Consider the following 13,984-nt stretch of genomic DNA (forward strand, 5'->3'; position numbering starts at 1 on the left):
TGCTGTGGCGCTCAAGCGGCTTGGTCCCCGACTTATCTACGCCTGTGGTTTTCCACCACAGATCGGTCGGCGCACAGGTTAACGCCTGTGCATCGAACTGCAAGCCTTTCGAAACGTTGGTGATCGCCGCGTTTCGCGGATTTTTAGCGCTTTTCTGGCCAGGGCCGCCGCTGAGCGGCCTTGGCTGTGCATTACTGCGGCAGGTTGGCGGCCTGAATCGCGGTCAGGGCGATGGTGTAGACGATGTCATCGACCAGTGCCCCGCGCGACAGGTCATTTACCGGTTTACGCAGGCCCTGCAGCATCGGCCCGACGCTGACGCAATCGGCGCTGCGTTGTACCGCCTTGTAAGTGGTATTGCCGGTATTCAGGTCAGGGAAGATAAATACGGTGGCACGGCCGGCGACCGGGCTGCCGGGGGCTTTCTGTCGGCCGACACTTTCAATTGCCGCCGCGTCGTATTGCAGCGGGCCATCGAGCAGCAGTTGTGGGTCTATGGTCTTTGCCAGGCGGGTGGCTTCGCGGACTTTTTCGACTTCTTCGCCGCTGCCGGAATCACCGGTGGAGTAGCTGAGCATCGCCACCCGTGGGGTGATACCGAAGGCGCTGGCCGAGGCCGCGCTTTGCAGGGCGATTTCCGCCAGTTCCACTGCCGTCGGGTCGGGGTTTACCGCGCAATCACCGTAAACCAGCACCTGGTCGGGCAGCAGCATAAAGAACACCGACGACACCAGCTTGTAGCCCGGTGCAGTTTTGATCAGCTGCAGGGCGGGGCGGATGGTGTTGGCAGTGGTGTTGATCGCCCCGGACACCAGGCCGTCGACTTCATCCAGGGCCAGCATCATGGTGCCCAGCACCACGGTGTCTTCCAGCTGTGCGGCGGCCATCGGCGCGTTCAGCCCTTTGCCCTTGCGCAACTCGACCATGGGCTCGACATAGCGTTCGCGAATCAGGTCCGGGTCGAGGATTTCCAGCCCTTCCGGCAGTTCGATACCGTGGGCGTGGGCCACCGCGTGAACATCCTCCGGCTTGGCTAGCAGTACGCAGCGGGCAATGCCGCGCGCCTGGCAGATGGCGGCGGCCTGCACGGTGCGCGGCTCGCTGCCTTCCGGCAAGACGATGCGCTTGTTCGCCGCCTTGGCGCGCTGCACCAGCTGATAGCGGAACGCCGGCGGTGACATGCGCAGCTCGCGCGGCGTGCCACAGCGGGCGAACAGCCATTCGTGGTCGATATGGCTGGCGACGAAGTCGGCGACTGTCTCTGCGCGCTCCTTGTCGTCGACCGGGATTTCCTTGTTCAGGCGGTTGAGATTGGTTGCGGTGTCGTAGGAGCCGGTGCTGACCGTCATCACTGGCAAGCCGCCCTGCAAGGCACCTCGGCACAGTTCCATGATCCGCGGGTCGGGAGCAAAGTCGCTGCACAGCAGCAGACCGGCCAGCGGCATGCCGTTCATCGCGGCCAGGCTGGCGGCGAGGATGATGTCGTCGCGATCCCCTGGCGTCACCACCAGCGTGCCGGGTTTAAGCAGTTGCACGGTGTTGGCCACGGCGCGCGCGCAGAGCACGATTTTCAGCATGCGCCGCTGCTCGTAATCGCCGGCATTCAGTACCCGCGCGCCAAGCAGGTCGGCGATGTCGCGTGTACGCGGCGCATTCAGTTCGTCCTGCCAGGGGATGCAGCCGAGCAGGCGGAAGTCATCGCCCTTGAGCAATGGCGAGAGTTCTTTCAGGCGACTGGCGAAGGCTTCGGTGCCATCGTCGCTGCGGACCTTGTTGAGGATCACACCGAGCACTTTCTCGTCTTTCGGCCCACCAAACAGCTGGGCCTGGATTTCCACCCGATCGCTCAGTTCGCTGAGGCTTTCCTGTTCCGGCGCGGAGACCAGAATCACCTCGGCATCGAGGCTCTTGGCCAGGTGAAAATTGACCCGCGCGGCGTAACTGGCCTGGCGCGTCGGCACCATGCCTTCGACGATCACCACGTCCTTGCCTGCAGCGGCTTGCTGATAGAGGCTGATGATTTCTTCCAGCAGTTCATCCAGCTGGCCGTCGCCAAGCATGCGTTCGACATGGGCCAGAGCCAGCGGTTTTGGTGAGTGCAGGCCATGGGTACGGGCGATCAGCTCGCTGGAACGCTCTGGGCCCAAATCGCCCTGATGCGGTTGGGCGATGGGCTTGAAAAAGCCGACCTTGAGGCCGGCGCGCTCAAGGGCGCCGACCAGGCCCAGGCTGATTGAGGTAAGGCCGACACCGAAACCGGTGGGGGCAATAAAGAAAGTGTGCATTCGCGCTCCGTAGTAGTCAGGTGACGATCAGGCTTCAAGTAGCGCCAGGGTGTCGAGGGCAATCTGTCGTTCTTCATTGGTCGGTACGACCAGCACGCGCGGGTGCCCGTGCGCCTGGATCGGTCCGGCCGCGCCGCGCACGGTGCGGGCGTTGGCCTGCTCGTCGAGGGCCAGGTTGAGCAATTTCAGGTGCGTGACGGTCTGGCGGCGAATCAGCGCCGAGTTCTCGCCAATGCCGCCGGTAAAGACCAGGCCGTCGAGTTGCGGCAGGGCGCAGCTCATGGCAGCCAGGGATTTGGCCAGGCGGTAGCAGAACACCTCAATGGCCAGGGTGGCGCCGGCATGGCCTTGTTCGCGGGCCTGCTCCAGGGTGCGCATGTCGTTGGACAGGCCGGAGAGGCCCTGCAGGCCGCTGTCTTTATTGAGCATGGTTTCGATCTGCTCCAGGCTCCAGCCCAGTGTGCGTGCCAGATGGCTGTGCAGATTGGGGTCGACATCGCCGCTGCGCGTACCCATCACCACGCCTTCCAATGGCGTCAGGCCCATGCTGGTGTCGCGGCTTTGCCCATCGACGATGGCGCAGGTCGAGCAGCCATTGCCCAGGTGTGCCACCAGCCAGCTGCTGGCATTGACCGGTAGCCCGGCCATTGCTGCGGCGCGCTGGCTGACAAAACGGTGGCTGGTGCCGTGGAAGCCATAACGGCGTACACCGTGTTCTCGGTACAGGTGCTCGGGCAGGGCATAGCGGTAGGCGTGTTCGGGAAGGGTCTGGTGAAAGGCCGTATCGAACACGGCCACTTGAGTCAGGTCGGGGAACAGCTTGATCGCCGCCTCGATGCCCAGCAGATTGGCCGGGTTATGCAGTGGCGCCAGTGGTGCGGTGGCGCGAATCGCCGCAAGACTTAACGCATCCAGGCGGCAGGCCGCGGTGAAATGTTCGCCGCCATGCACCACACGGTGGCCAATACCGTGCAGTTGGCCACCCGCAGCGGCCTGCACCAGGGGAAATACCTGGGCGAGGGCGGTGCGGTGATCGGCATGGGGCAGAATCAGGCTGTCTTTGTTGTCGCCTTGTTGCCAGTGGACTTGGGCATCCGGGCTGCCCAGGCGCTCGGCCAGGCCGCTGAGGATAAAGGCATCTTGCGCTTCATTGATCAGGGCAAACTTGATTGATGAACTGCCGCAGTTGATCACCAGAATATTGCGTGCAGGCATTTACCGCTCCTTGTTCAAATCTTGGTTCGGGCGTTCTGTCATCGCCTCGAGTGCGCCATTTTCAGCCGCGCACCAGCCGCAGAGGAAAGGTTCACCCAGATGCGCCTGGCGTTGTTGAGCATCCAGCACCCACGCACGATTCTGCCAGGGCGGCTGGTGGCGCAGATGCTGAGTATGGCCGCAGGACAATACTGCCACCCAATGGCCGTGTTCATCCTGACGAAAATCAAGCACCCGCACTGAGGCCGCGCTTGGCCGTCCGTCTGTGTCCGGTTCGCTTTCGCGCGTGCCCTTGGGTAAACTTGGCCGTTCTTTATTTCTAAGCAAAAGGTCTCGCCCCATGCTGATCGCCGCCAATAAGGCCGTCTCCATCGACTATACCCTGACTAACGATGCCGGTGAGGTGATCGACAGTTCCGCAGGCGGCGCGCCGCTGGCTTATCTGCACGGTGCCGGCAACATCATCGGCGGCCTGGAAAAAGCCCTGCTGGGCAAACAAGCTGGCGACGAGCTGGAAGTTGCAGTCGAGCCGGAAGACGCCTACGGCGAATACAGCGCCGAGCTGGTCGCCACCCTCAACCGTTCGATGTTCGAAGGTGTGGACGAGCTGGAAGTTGGCATGCAGTTCCACGCATCCGGTCCAGACGGCGGCATGCAGATCGTCACCATCCGTGAACTGGACGGCGACGACGTGATCGTTGACGGCAACCACCCACTGGCTGGCCAGCGTCTGCACTTCAAGGTCAAGGTTGTCAGCGTGCGTGATGCCAACGAAGAAGAAGTTGCGCATGGCCATATCCACGGTGAAGGTGGTCACCACCACTAAGGTTTAGCCTTATGCCACGGCCGCGAGTCGACTTATGGTCGTATCAACCGCTGGCCCGGCTGCTAAGCTGCAACAGAAGAAAGGCGCCTTCAGATAGGCGCCTTTTTTATGACCCGCCATCCTTGGCGGTCACCCTGCGGGCCGTCGCGGTGCGACGTTAAAAATGGCTCCCGGCCATTTCTTGTCCGCTACACGTAACCTGTGTGTTCTCAAGGAGTTAGCCATGAGTGCCTTTCACGACCTCAACCTGCGTGCACTGGATGGCCAAGAGCTGCCGCTGGCACCCTTCAAGGGGCAGGTGGTGTTGGTGGTCAATGTCGCCTCCAAGTGCGGCCTGACGCCGCAGTACGCCGGTTTGGAAAAGCTCTATCAGCAATACAAGAATCAGGGCTTCAGCGTGCTGGGCCTGCCGTGCAACCAGTTTGCCGAGCAGGAGCCCGACAGTGAGGAAGCCATTCGCGAGTTTTGCAGCCTTAACTACGGTGTGACCTTCCCATTGGGCAGCAAGCTTGAGGTGAATGGGCCGGAGCGCCATCCGCTGTATCGCCTGCTGGCAGGCGAGGGTGCCGAGTTTCCAGGTGATATCACCTGGAATTTCGAGAAATTCCTCGTCGGTCACGACGGCCGCGTCCTGGCGCGCTTCTCGCCACGCACCACGCCGGATGATCCAAGCATCATTCAGGCTATCGAGAAGGCCTTGGGCTAAGGCCATTTGCGCCAAGGCTGCGGACTATCCACCGCAGCCGCTTGTTCAGCACGCGGCATCGCGGCTTAATCGGGCAACCTGCCGAGGATGCCCCAGATGAGCCTGTTTCCCTCCGACACCGCCATTTCTCCCGCTAGCCCCGCCGCGCTGCGGGAGCTGATCGAGCGTCGCCGTGCGGTGCGCCGTTTTACTGCCGAGCCGGTGCCTGAGGCTGTGGTGCGTGATTGCCTGGAGCTGGCGGTGCTCGCACCCAACTCCTGCAACCTGCAACCCTGGAGTTTTCAGGTGATTCGCGACCCGGCGTTGCTGGCCCGGCTGCATCCGGTGTGCATGAGCCAGAATGCCGCCAAGGCGCCGCTGATCATTGCCGTGTTGGCGCGCCCGGACACCTGGAAACAGGCCTGCCAGAACATCATCGACTATTGGCCGGAACCGCAAGTGCCAGCGCGGATTCGCAGCTTCTACAGCAAGACCGCCCCCTTTCAGTACAACCAGGGGCCATTCGGTCTGCTGGGGCTGTTCAAGCGTCAGCTGCTGCGCGTGGCGGCCTGGCGCAAGCCGCTGATGCGCGCGCCCAACAGTCAGGCGCAGATGCGCATCTGGGCGGTGAAATCCACGGCGCTGGCGGCGCAGAACCTGATGCTGGCCTTCCAGAGCCATGGCTATGCCACCTGCCCGATGGAAGGTTTTGATGAGGTACGTCTGCGCAAGACCCTGGATATCCCGCGCCAGGCGTTACCGATCATGCTGCTGGCGGTGGGCAAGCAGGACGAGAAGGGCGTATACAACCCGCGTTTGCGCTTTCCGTTGGAGCAGCATGTGACGTGGCTATAGCCGTAGGTTGGGTCGGGGCGTGTGGCCAGAGGAGCAACGCGACGAGGCCCAACGAGACACGCCAATGCCTGTTGGGCTTCGCTGCGCTCAACACCAACCTACGTCGGCGTTGGCATTAGCCAATGCTAGAGAACGCCGGCCTTTTTCCAGGCCAGATAACTGCTCACCAGCTGCGGCCCCAGCTCGCTCGGCCGTGCATCCAGCACCGGCACCTTGTGGGCAATCAGGCGTTCGTGAAGGCCAGCGCGGGCATTCAGGTAGTCCAGGGTGCCGCAATAGTCCAGGGCGCTGGAGAGGTCCTGCACAGGGGTGTGGCGCAGGGTATCCAGCACTTCTTCACGCAGGCTGGCGACCAGTACGCGGTGTTGGCGGCTCAGGCGTTTGACCGCGCCGAGCAGGGCCTGATCATCTTCATCACGCAGGTTGGTCACCAGCACCACCAGGGCGCGGCGGCGCTGACGGCTGAGCAGGTTTTCCACGGCGGCGGTGAAGTCCGCCGGCTGCTGGGTGCTGCGCAGGTCGTACAGCGCATTAAGCAGCACATTCAGCTGCGCCTGGCCTTTGACCGGGGCGAGGAAGCGGTTCTGCTCGCCGGCAAAGGTCGATAGACCCACCGCATCGCCCTGGCGCAATGCCACGTAGCTGAGCAGCAGCGAGGCGTTAAGGGCGTGATCGAAATGCGACAGCTCGCCATCCTGGCTGCGCATGCGTCGGCCGCAGTCGAGCAGGAAGACGATCTGCTGGTCGCGCTCGTCCTGATACTCGCGGGCAATCGGCGTGCGTTTGCGTGCAGTGGCCTTCCAGTCGATCTGCCGCAGGGTATCGCCGTCGCGAAATTCGCGCAGTTGGTGAAATTCCTGCCCCAGGCCGCGGCGTTGCTGCTGGCGTACGCCCAGCTGGCTAAGCCAGTCATCCACCGCCATCAGTTGCGCGCCGTACAGGCGGGCGAAATCCGGGTAGACGCGGGTTTCACCAGCTACGGGCAGATAGCGCCGGGCGCGCCACAGGCCCATGGGGCTGGGCAGGCTGACTTCGCACTGCGGGAAATGGAAATGCCCGCGCAGCAGTGGGCGTACGCGGTAGCTGACCTGGGTCTGTTCGCCCGGGTGCAGATCAACCTTGAGCGGCAGGTGCTCGAAGGCCATATCGCCGGGCAGATGGTCGAACACCTCCACCTGCAGCGCACGGGTGTAATTGTGGTGCAGGCTCAGCCGCACGTCGCTCCAGCGTCCAAGCGGCAGGTTGCCGGGTAGCTGGCGTTCGATGCGCGGCGAAGGTACTTGGCGCAGCAGCAGGGCGTCGATCAGTGTCAGGCCGAGCAGCACCAGCAGCATGCCCCAGTAAATCGGCGTGAAGCTGCGCGGCACGGCAATGCCCAGGGCGCTGCAGATGCCCAGGGTGATACCGAGCACGAACAGACCGGCGAGCAGCGCCAGCAGCGCGCGTGAGGGCTTCATGCAGGTATGCCTTTCAATGCGGGCTTTTGCCAGGGACGGGTCATAGGCGCGGTGCCGGAACCTGATCGAGCAGCTGCTGCAGCACCTGATCCACCGACAGGCCTTCGATATCCAACTCCGGCGACAGCCGCACGCGGTGGCGCAGTACGGCCAGGGCGCAGCCCTTGATGTCATCCGGCAATACGAAATCGCCACCGCGCAGCAGCGCGCGGGCGCGGCCGCAGCGTACCAGGGCAATCGAGGCGCGTGGCCCGGCACCGATGGCTAGGCCCGGCCAGGTGCGAGTGGCGCGGGCGATACGCACGGCGTAGTCGAGCACCTGCTCATCAATCGGCAGGTCACTGGCAATCTTCTGCAGCGCAAGCACATCGCGGGCCTGTAACAAGGTGCGCAGGGGGGTGACTTCGAGCATGTCGGCTTTGCTCGAACGCGCCACCTGGCGAACCATGTTCAGCTCTTCGCTCTGCTCGGGGTAATCCATGCGCAGCTTGAGCATAAAGCGGTCAAGTTCGGCTTCCGGCAGCGGGTAGGTGCCTTCCTGTTCGATCGGGTTCTGCGTGGCCAGCACCATAAACGGCAGCGGTACATTCAGGGCGCGGCCTTCCAGGGTGACCTGGCGTTCCTGCATGACTTCCAGCAGCGCGGCCTGGGTCTTGGCCGGCGCTCGGTTGATTTCATCCGCCAGCAGCAGGTTGGTGAATACCGGGCCCTTGCGCAGCTTGAACTGCTCACTTTGCAGGTCGTACACGGCGTGACCGGTGACGTCGCTGGGCATCAGATCCGGGGTGAACTGGATGCGTGCGAACTCGCCGCCAAAGCAGCGCGCCAGGGCGCGCACTAGCAGGGTTTTGCCAAGGCCGGGAACGCCTTCGACCAGCACATGGCCGCCGGCAATCAGGGCGCTGAGCACGTCGTCGATCACCGACGTCTGGCCGATAAGGGCTTTTTGCAATTCGGCGCGTAGCGCCTGAGCCAACTGGCTGGCACGTTGGCGCTGCGCATTCGGATTCGCCGCGGCGGCTGCCGGGGTAGCTGGTGCTGGGGCCGGTACAGGCGTTTCGGCGGCAGCAGCTTCGACGGTTTCAGCGGCGACAGGGGCTGATTGGGTGTCGCTGTCCGGCTGTTCGGGGGTGTGTTCGCTCGTCATAGGGCATTCCTGAGGGTTTGCAGGTTGGCGACCTGGCGGGTGAAGTCGGCGGCGGCCAGTCGCTGCTTGGGTAACGGTCGCATGGCTTGGCTGATAACGCTGGACGGCTGGCGGGTCAGGCGGCTAAGCACCTGCCACTGCTCGGCCACGGCGAGGCGTTCGAAACCGGGGTGACGATGGCGGGCGCGGCGCTGAATATCATGCTGCAAGCCTTGCAGCAGGCTGTGCTGGCCGTTGTGGCGCAGGAGGAAGTCGGCGCTGCCGCGCAGGTGTTCCTGCAGCTGCCGGCGATTGCGGCTGGCGGGCAACAGCAGTGGGCCCTGGCGCATGCCCAAGTGCCATAGGCCGAATGCCAGCAACAGCGCCAGGGTGACCAGCGCCTGGGGGAAGTGTTCGAGCAGCAGGCTGAACAGGTCATCGCGGTCGGCGCGGTAGAGCAGGGTGACCTGGCTGTCTTGGGTCATGTACCAGAGCAGCCAGGCGTTGTCGTATTCGCCGATGCTCTGGTTCTGCCAGATCCAGCTGTCGCTGACCACGCTGATCAGGCCATCGCCATGGTAGAGCTGCAGCAGGTGGGTGGCGGCGTCGCTGTTGGCCCAGGCGTGGGCACGGTTCTCGGAATCGTAGAGGTGAAAGTCGGTGTCGAAGTTGAAGTAGGCCGGCGCCTCTTCGTTTTCCAGATACAGCTGGGTCAGCTCCGGATAGGCATTGTCTGAATCTGTGGTTGCTTCTGCCTCAGCCTGCGGTTCGGCTTGCGGCTCAGCGTCGGCCGTGTCCTCTGCAGCTGCGTCTTCTTCCGCTGCTTCGCTGGCGTCCTCGTCAAGCTCTTCGCTCTCGTATTGCTGGATGCCCAGGCTGTCGAGCAGCAGGTCGCCGCTTTTGCCTTCATCTTCATCCCACAACCGTTCGGCAACAAACAGCAGGTGGCCGCCCTTGGCCGCCCAGGCCAGCAAGCGTTCGGCCTGCTTGGGCGTCATGCGGTTGCGGTCGCCGAGCAGCAGCAGGGTTTGCCCGGCGCTTGGCAGGTCTTTCATGACCTCCAGGCCATCGGCGCGCTGTATCTGCAGGCCCTGTTTGCGCAGGAAATGTTCGGCGGCGAGGTAAGGGTTGGCCCGGGCCTCGGGTGCGGGGCCGTGTTCGAGGGTTTCCTCATAGGGCGTGAGTTTGCCCAGCAGGTAGATGCCGAGTAGGCCGAGCACCAGCAACAGGCCGGCACCGAGAAGGAACTGGAGACGCCGGTTCATGCCTGCGCTCCCTGTTCGAACAGACGGCGCCAGGCATTACACAGGCCCTGCTTGAGCGCAGCTGGCGGCAGGCGATGGCCGTAGGCGAGGTTCTGCCAGTGGCGGGTCAGGGCCTGGCTGAAGTGGCTGAGGTCTTTCTGCTGCAGCGCCTGAACCAGTTGCAGCACTTCTGCTTCGGTGTGCGAGCTTTTCAGCGGCAGGCGTTGTTCGTGCAACATGCGGCTGAGCAGGGCGCGGTAAAGCAAGCCGAGGGCGGCGCGTGGCTGTTCATCCCAGAGTCGTTCCACTTCACCGGGGATATCCGCTGGCAGGCTTTGTGGTGCCACTTCCAGGCCGAACAGCTGTTCTGGTTGTTGATAGGTGCGCCCTTGCGGCAAGCGCAGGCGTCCGGCAAAGGCGCTCAGCCAGTCGCGGTAGCGCCACAGCAGCCAGGCGATCAGGCTGAACAGCACCGCCCATAGCAGTACCTCGAAGAACAGCGCCACGGCGTCGACGCTTTTCCAGAACTCGGTAAGTTTGAAGAACTTCTCCAGCAGTTCGATCAGGGCCTTGGCGTCTTCCTCGCTCGATTCCTTGGGCTCTTCGCCGAGACGCCAGCGGGTAACTGTTTCGCGGTGTTCGAAGGGCGGCTGATCGAGCAGCTGGCCGATGCTTTTTTGCGCTTCGGCACTGGTCAGTGGCTGCTTGAGCAGGCGCTCGGCCTCTGGCCCCATGGGGTCTTCAATCGGCAGCGGGCAGCTGCTTATGGATGCGGCGGCCATGGCACTGTGTGGCACCTGCATTAGCAGTACGCCGCAGCCCAGCAGCAGGGCATAGGCCACGCCCGTCAGGCGCTGGCGTAGTTGGCGGAAGACCAGCTCGATGTCCCAGGCTTCCAGGGCGGTACGGCGGTTCAGGTAGAGGGTGAAGCCGCAGGCGACGTAGATCGGCTCCCAGAGAATCAGCAGCAGGACGTAGGTCAGGTTGGACAGATGCTCCAGCCACAGCCACTCGCCAGACGCCGCATTGATCAGGCTGTCCCAGGTCCAGTCCAGCTCCATCTGCGCCGGCAGCAGCATGTAGATAAAGCTGATGATGCCGAACCACAGCGCCATTTCCAGGTGTACGCCGACGATGGTGAGCCAGCTGGCGCCGCCCGCATCGCGCTGGCCGAGGACGATCAGGCGCTGGCTGCGTGCCTTGCCGGACAGGCCTTCGAGCTGCATCACCGGCAGGTCGAAACTGCGTGTGGGGCTTAGCCGGCGCCAGGTCAGGCTGGCCAGCAGTTGCGGTTTGAGCAGGCCGGGCAGGGCTTTCAGTGCCTGTTTGAGGCTCGGCGTGGCACCGAACAGGGCATGCGAGAGGATATACAGCGGCAGGCGCTCAAAGGCCGGTTTCAACCACCAGAAAATCAGCACCGCGATGCTCGGGTAATCCCACAGCAGCAGGCACAGCAGGGCGAAAATCGGCACGGTTACCAATGCCCAACTGAGCATCAATACGCCGGCATGCTGTTTGGCCAGCAATACGCCGAGGTCGACGGCTTCCCAGGCGCTACGGGGGCGGATGGCGACGCTGGCATCAGTCAGGCGCATGCACACCTCGGCCAGCCAACAGCAGATAAGCCAGTACCAGCAACCAGAGTGCAGCGCCGACTGCGTATTTGATCGCGGGGCTGGCCAGGTCCATGGATGACCAGTAGGCCTCGATAAACGCCGCCAGCAGGAGAAACACGATCACCCCGCCGACCAGCCGCACGCTGCTGCCAGCCGCTACGCGCAGAGCCTCGCCGCGTGGTAGGCGCCCGGGGACCAGCAGCGCCCAGCCGAGCTTCAGGCCTGCAGCGCCGGCCAGGGCAATCGCAGTGAGCTCGAAAGAGCCGTGACCGATGACGAACGACCAGAAGGTTTCACCGTAGCCGATCTGCGTCAGATGGCCGGCCACAGCGCCAATCATCAGCCCGTTGAATAGCAGAAAGAACAGGCTGCCGAGGCCAAACAGCAGGCCGCTGGCAAAGGTCTGAAAGGCAATGCCGATGTTGTTCATGATGTAGTAGCCGAACATCATCCAGTCATCGCCGGAGTCGCGCTCGCTGAAGCGGCCGATGCGCCTGGCATCGGGGTCGTACATTTTTTCCATCTCGCCAACCTGGTCTGGCGCCATGACCCCGTAGACCAAGTCGGGGAAGTGATACACCAGCGTGCCCATCAGCAGCAGGCTGCCAAAGAACAACAGGCTCGCGGCCACGACAAAACGCCATTCGGCGCGAACCAGGCGTGGAAATCCGGCCAGGATAAACCCGAGCAGTTGCGCTCCCAGAGGGCTGCGGTGGCGATAAAACTGCTGGTGGCCACGCATGGCCAGCAGCTGCAACTGCTCAATCAGGTGGCTGCTATAGCCACGGCTCTGCGCCAGGGCCAGGTGCTGGCACAGGCTGCGGTAGTTGGCCGCAAAGGCCTTGCATTGCTGGCTGTCGGCCTTGCTGCGCTCAAGGGCTTCGAGCTGCGCATTGAAGGCTTGCCACTCGGCCTGGTGCTGGTGTTCAAACAGGCTCTGTTTCATGTCGGCCCCAACAAGCCACGGGCAATCCCGTGGATTTGCTGTTCGGCCTGCTCGGCCGGCACCTGCAGAGGCTCGGCAAGGATGCTCGCGAGCTCCTGTCGCCGTGCACTGGATAGGCTCTGCGCCCGCTCGGCAAAGCTGAGCAGGGCACGTTGTTCACTCAGGCTCATGCTGAACGGTGCACGGATGGGCTCGGCTTGCGGTAGCTCGGGTGCTGTCGGGGCGTTATCGCGATACACCACCAGGGTGCCGGCGGCGATATCGCCGAGGCGCTTGAACGCTGGGTGATTCAGGCAGCTGAGAATGCCCAGGGTGTAGCCAAACGGCAGGATGTCGACGAAACGCAGCAGGTTGCGCGTGAGCGAGGCGGCCCAGCCAATTGGTGTGCCGTCATCATGAATAACCCGCAGCCCCATCATCTGTTTGCCGGGCGAGCGACCCTGGTTGAGCACTTCAAACAGCACCATGTACCACCAGGTCACCAGAAACAGCAGGATGGTGCCCAGGCCCATACCGAACTGGCCGAGCAACGCTAGTACGGTAAACAATACGCCGAGCAGCGCACCGCGAATCAGCAGGTCAATACTGAATGCCAGCGCGCGCGGCACTAGACCGGCTGGACGCAGGATCAGGTCGATACCTTCCGGTGTTTCCACTTTATAGCGGGTATCCAGCAGCGGGCGTGTGGCGATTGAAGCAGGGGTTGGTGTGGGCGACATCGGCAGACTGCGTCGAGGAAAGCCCGATGCTAGCTAGCAGCAGGCAGGGAAGCAACCGGCTCAGTGAGCTGAACCGGTATTTAGTAAGGATTATTGCGGCGCAGGTAATACACCGAAGATGGTGCGATAGAGCACGCCCATAGCAATGACAAACAGCGGAATGCTCCAGACCAGGCCGATACCCAGCGGGATTGCGCTGACGAGCGTGATCAGACCGAGCAGCATGAACAGGCCGAAGACCTTGAGCCAGCGCTGGGTAATCGCTTTGCGCGAAGTTTCCAGGGCTTGCCACGGCGTCAGACCGCGCTCAACCACCAGTGGGATAGCCAGCATATAGGCGATGGCCAGGTACAGACCGGGAATGATCAGCAGGAACATGCCGAGGTAGATCAGCAGCATGCTGATAATCGCGGTAATCACCAGCGGCACGGTGCGGCCGAAGTGACTGAAAATGTCATTGAAGCTGATTGGCTGGTTGGCGGCGCGACGGATGCCGATCATGTTGATCCCCGCCATAAAGGGATAAGCCAGGGCCGAGGCCAGAATGCCGATGACCAGTTCTGCCACGACCGTGAGCATCGGACTGTCGCTGACTACACCCAGCAGGCCGAAAAAGCCGCCAATAAGAAAGGACGCCGCGAGCAGCACAGCGTAGAACACCAGAAAGCCACCGATGATGATGCCTTTTGTGCCTTTTACCCGTTGCCAGGCTTCGCTGAGCAGGTCGCTGATGTTGAAGTCATAGCCACGGCTCAGCGCTTCTTCGATGCTTGGCACCTGGCTGTCGCGTGGCGCTTCCTGCAGCGCACTGGCAGGTGCGGCGTAGGGATTGCTGGGGTTGATCTCACTCATGGGGCGTCCTTGTACGAGTGGTTAATCGAGCTTCCCACTTTAGTCGCAGCCAGGGCGCCCTACAAGGCGCAGACCCCACGTGGGGCGTGCGCTGGTGCAAGGTTCTGCGCTTGTCTGCGTGATGCTGGCGTGGTGGTAGACTGCCAGCGCCCCAGCAT

13 protein-coding genes are annotated in these 13,984 nt (G+C 62.9%); 3 read left to right on the forward strand and 10 right to left on the reverse strand.

Annotated elements, in window-relative coordinates; genetic code table 11:
* Window positions 1-191 precede the first annotated feature (191 nt).
* Genes pta through ACIN8IBEIGE_RS02800 form a run of 3 tightly spaced genes read right to left on the reverse strand, consistent with a single transcriptional unit; the run spans window position 192 to window position 3,872 of the window.
* Window positions 192-2,285 (reverse strand): phosphate acetyltransferase, encoded by a 2,094-nt coding sequence (pta, locus tag ACIN8IBEIGE_RS02790; RefSeq protein ID WP_160013312.1) that lies wholly within the window; start codon window positions 2,283-2,285, stop codon window positions 192-194.
* A gap of 27 nt (window positions 2,286-2,312) precedes the next feature.
* Window positions 2,313-3,500, reverse strand: a complete 1,188-nt coding sequence (locus tag ACIN8IBEIGE_RS02795) for an acetate kinase (RefSeq protein WP_160013313.1) — start codon at window positions 3,498-3,500, stop codon at window positions 2,313-2,315.
* Window positions 3,501-3,872, reverse strand: coding sequence for a DUF3565 domain-containing protein (locus tag ACIN8IBEIGE_RS02800; RefSeq protein WP_160013314.1), 372 nt, complete (start codon window positions 3,870-3,872; stop codon window positions 3,501-3,503).
* On the opposite strand from ACIN8IBEIGE_RS02800, the gene ACIN8IBEIGE_RS02805 reads away from it, so the two are divergent.
* From ACIN8IBEIGE_RS02805 to ACIN8IBEIGE_RS02815, 3 genes are all read left to right on the forward strand, one after another.
* Window positions 3,841-4,326, forward strand: a complete 486-nt coding sequence (locus tag ACIN8IBEIGE_RS02805; RefSeq protein WP_160013315.1) for a peptidylprolyl isomerase — start codon at window positions 3,841-3,843, stop codon at window positions 4,324-4,326. The genes ACIN8IBEIGE_RS02800 and ACIN8IBEIGE_RS02805 overlap by 32 nt on opposite strands.
* 223 nt (window positions 4,327-4,549) lie before the next feature.
* On the forward strand, window positions 4,550-5,032 hold the full coding sequence (locus ACIN8IBEIGE_RS02810) for a glutathione peroxidase (RefSeq protein ID WP_160013316.1): 483 nt from the start codon (window positions 4,550-4,552) through the stop codon (window positions 5,030-5,032).
* A 96-nt stretch (window positions 5,033-5,128) separates the two neighbouring features.
* Window positions 5,129-5,866 carry a nitroreductase family protein gene (locus ACIN8IBEIGE_RS02815; RefSeq protein ID WP_160013317.1) on the forward strand — a complete coding sequence of 246 codons (738 nt, stop codon included), beginning with the start codon at window positions 5,129-5,131 and terminating at the stop codon, window positions 5,864-5,866.
* Window positions 5,867-5,991: 125 nt separating this feature from the next.
* Here the strand turns inward: ACIN8IBEIGE_RS02815 and ACIN8IBEIGE_RS02820 are convergent, their stop codons facing one another.
* From ACIN8IBEIGE_RS02820 to ACIN8IBEIGE_RS02850, 7 genes are all read right to left on the reverse strand, one after another.
* On the reverse strand, window positions 5,992-7,323 hold the full coding sequence (locus ACIN8IBEIGE_RS02820; RefSeq protein WP_160013318.1) for a DUF58 domain-containing protein: 1,332 nt from the start codon (window positions 7,321-7,323) through the stop codon (window positions 5,992-5,994).
* Window positions 7,324-7,363: 40 nt separating this feature from the next.
* Window positions 7,364-8,470, reverse strand: a complete 1,107-nt coding sequence (locus ACIN8IBEIGE_RS02825) for a MoxR family ATPase (RefSeq protein ID WP_160013319.1) — start codon at window positions 8,468-8,470, stop codon at window positions 7,364-7,366.
* A complete protein-coding gene (locus ACIN8IBEIGE_RS02830; RefSeq protein WP_160013320.1) occupies window positions 8,467-9,714 on the reverse strand; it encodes a DUF4350 domain-containing protein in 1,248 nt (415 codons plus the stop codon). Before ACIN8IBEIGE_RS02830 ends, ACIN8IBEIGE_RS02825 begins: the two co-directional genes overlap by 4 nt.
* On the reverse strand, window positions 9,711-11,288 hold the full coding sequence (locus tag ACIN8IBEIGE_RS02835) for a DUF4129 domain-containing protein (RefSeq protein ID WP_160013321.1): 1,578 nt from the start codon (window positions 11,286-11,288) through the stop codon (window positions 9,711-9,713). The genes ACIN8IBEIGE_RS02830 and ACIN8IBEIGE_RS02835 overlap by 4 nt, the downstream gene beginning before the upstream one ends.
* Window positions 11,275-12,255 carry a stage II sporulation protein M gene (locus tag ACIN8IBEIGE_RS02840; RefSeq protein WP_160013322.1) on the reverse strand — a complete coding sequence of 327 codons (981 nt, stop codon included), beginning with the start codon at window positions 12,253-12,255 and terminating at the stop codon, window positions 11,275-11,277. The genes ACIN8IBEIGE_RS02835 and ACIN8IBEIGE_RS02840 overlap by 14 nt, the downstream gene beginning before the upstream one ends.
* The gene (locus ACIN8IBEIGE_RS02845) at window positions 12,252-12,974 is read right to left on the reverse strand and encodes an RDD family protein (RefSeq protein ID WP_160013323.1); all 723 of its coding nucleotides are present in this window, start codon (window positions 12,972-12,974) and stop codon (window positions 12,252-12,254) included. Before ACIN8IBEIGE_RS02845 ends, ACIN8IBEIGE_RS02840 begins: the two co-directional genes overlap by 4 nt.
* Before the next feature lie 90 nt (window positions 12,975-13,064).
* Window positions 13,065-13,826 (reverse strand): hypothetical protein, encoded by a 762-nt coding sequence (locus ACIN8IBEIGE_RS02850; RefSeq protein ID WP_160013324.1) that lies wholly within the window; start codon window positions 13,824-13,826, stop codon window positions 13,065-13,067.
* Between the last annotated feature and the right edge of the window lie 158 nt (window positions 13,827-13,984).

It is taken from the genome of Pseudomonas sp. 8BK, assembly GCF_902506475.1.
Taxonomy (GTDB): Bacteria; Pseudomonadota; Gammaproteobacteria; order Pseudomonadales; family Pseudomonadaceae; genus Aquipseudomonas; species Aquipseudomonas anguilliseptica.

Excerpts from the sequence above, each read along its gene's own strand:
- pta (WP_160013312.1), bottom strand. The coding sequence starts at position 2,285 with ATGCACACTTTCTTTATTGCCCCCACCGGTTTCGGTGTCGGCCTTACC.
- ACIN8IBEIGE_RS02795 (WP_160013313.1), bottom strand. The coding sequence starts at position 3,500 with ATGCCTGCACGCAATATTCTGGTGATCAACTGCGGCAGTTCATCAATC.
- ACIN8IBEIGE_RS02805 (WP_160013315.1), top strand. The coding sequence starts at position 3,841 with ATGCTGATCGCCGCCAATAAGGCCGTCTCCATCGACTATACCCTGACT.
- ACIN8IBEIGE_RS02800 (WP_160013314.1), bottom strand. The coding sequence starts at position 3,872 with ATGGAGACGGCCTTATTGGCGGCGATCAGCATGGGGCGAGACCTTTTG.
- ACIN8IBEIGE_RS02810 (WP_160013316.1), top strand. The coding sequence starts at position 4,550 with ATGAGTGCCTTTCACGACCTCAACCTGCGTGCACTGGATGGCCAAGAG.
- ACIN8IBEIGE_RS02815 (WP_160013317.1), top strand. The coding sequence starts at position 5,129 with ATGAGCCTGTTTCCCTCCGACACCGCCATTTCTCCCGCTAGCCCCGCC.
- ACIN8IBEIGE_RS02820 (WP_160013318.1), bottom strand. The coding sequence starts at position 7,323 with ATGAAGCCCTCACGCGCGCTGCTGGCGCTGCTCGCCGGTCTGTTCGTG.
- ACIN8IBEIGE_RS02825 (WP_160013319.1), bottom strand. The coding sequence starts at position 8,470 with ATGACGAGCGAACACACCCCCGAACAGCCGGACAGCGACACCCAATCA.
- ACIN8IBEIGE_RS02830 (WP_160013320.1), bottom strand. The coding sequence starts at position 9,714 with ATGAACCGGCGTCTCCAGTTCCTTCTCGGTGCCGGCCTGTTGCTGGTG.
- ACIN8IBEIGE_RS02835 (WP_160013321.1), bottom strand. The coding sequence starts at position 11,288 with ATGCGCCTGACTGATGCCAGCGTCGCCATCCGCCCCCGTAGCGCCTGG.
- ACIN8IBEIGE_RS02840 (WP_160013322.1), bottom strand. The coding sequence starts at position 12,255 with ATGAAACAGAGCCTGTTTGAACACCAGCACCAGGCCGAGTGGCAAGCC.
- ACIN8IBEIGE_RS02845 (WP_160013323.1), bottom strand. The coding sequence starts at position 12,974 with ATGTCGCCCACACCAACCCCTGCTTCAATCGCCACACGCCCGCTGCTG.
- ACIN8IBEIGE_RS02850 (WP_160013324.1), bottom strand. The coding sequence starts at position 13,826 with ATGAGTGAGATCAACCCCAGCAATCCCTACGCCGCACCTGCCAGTGCG.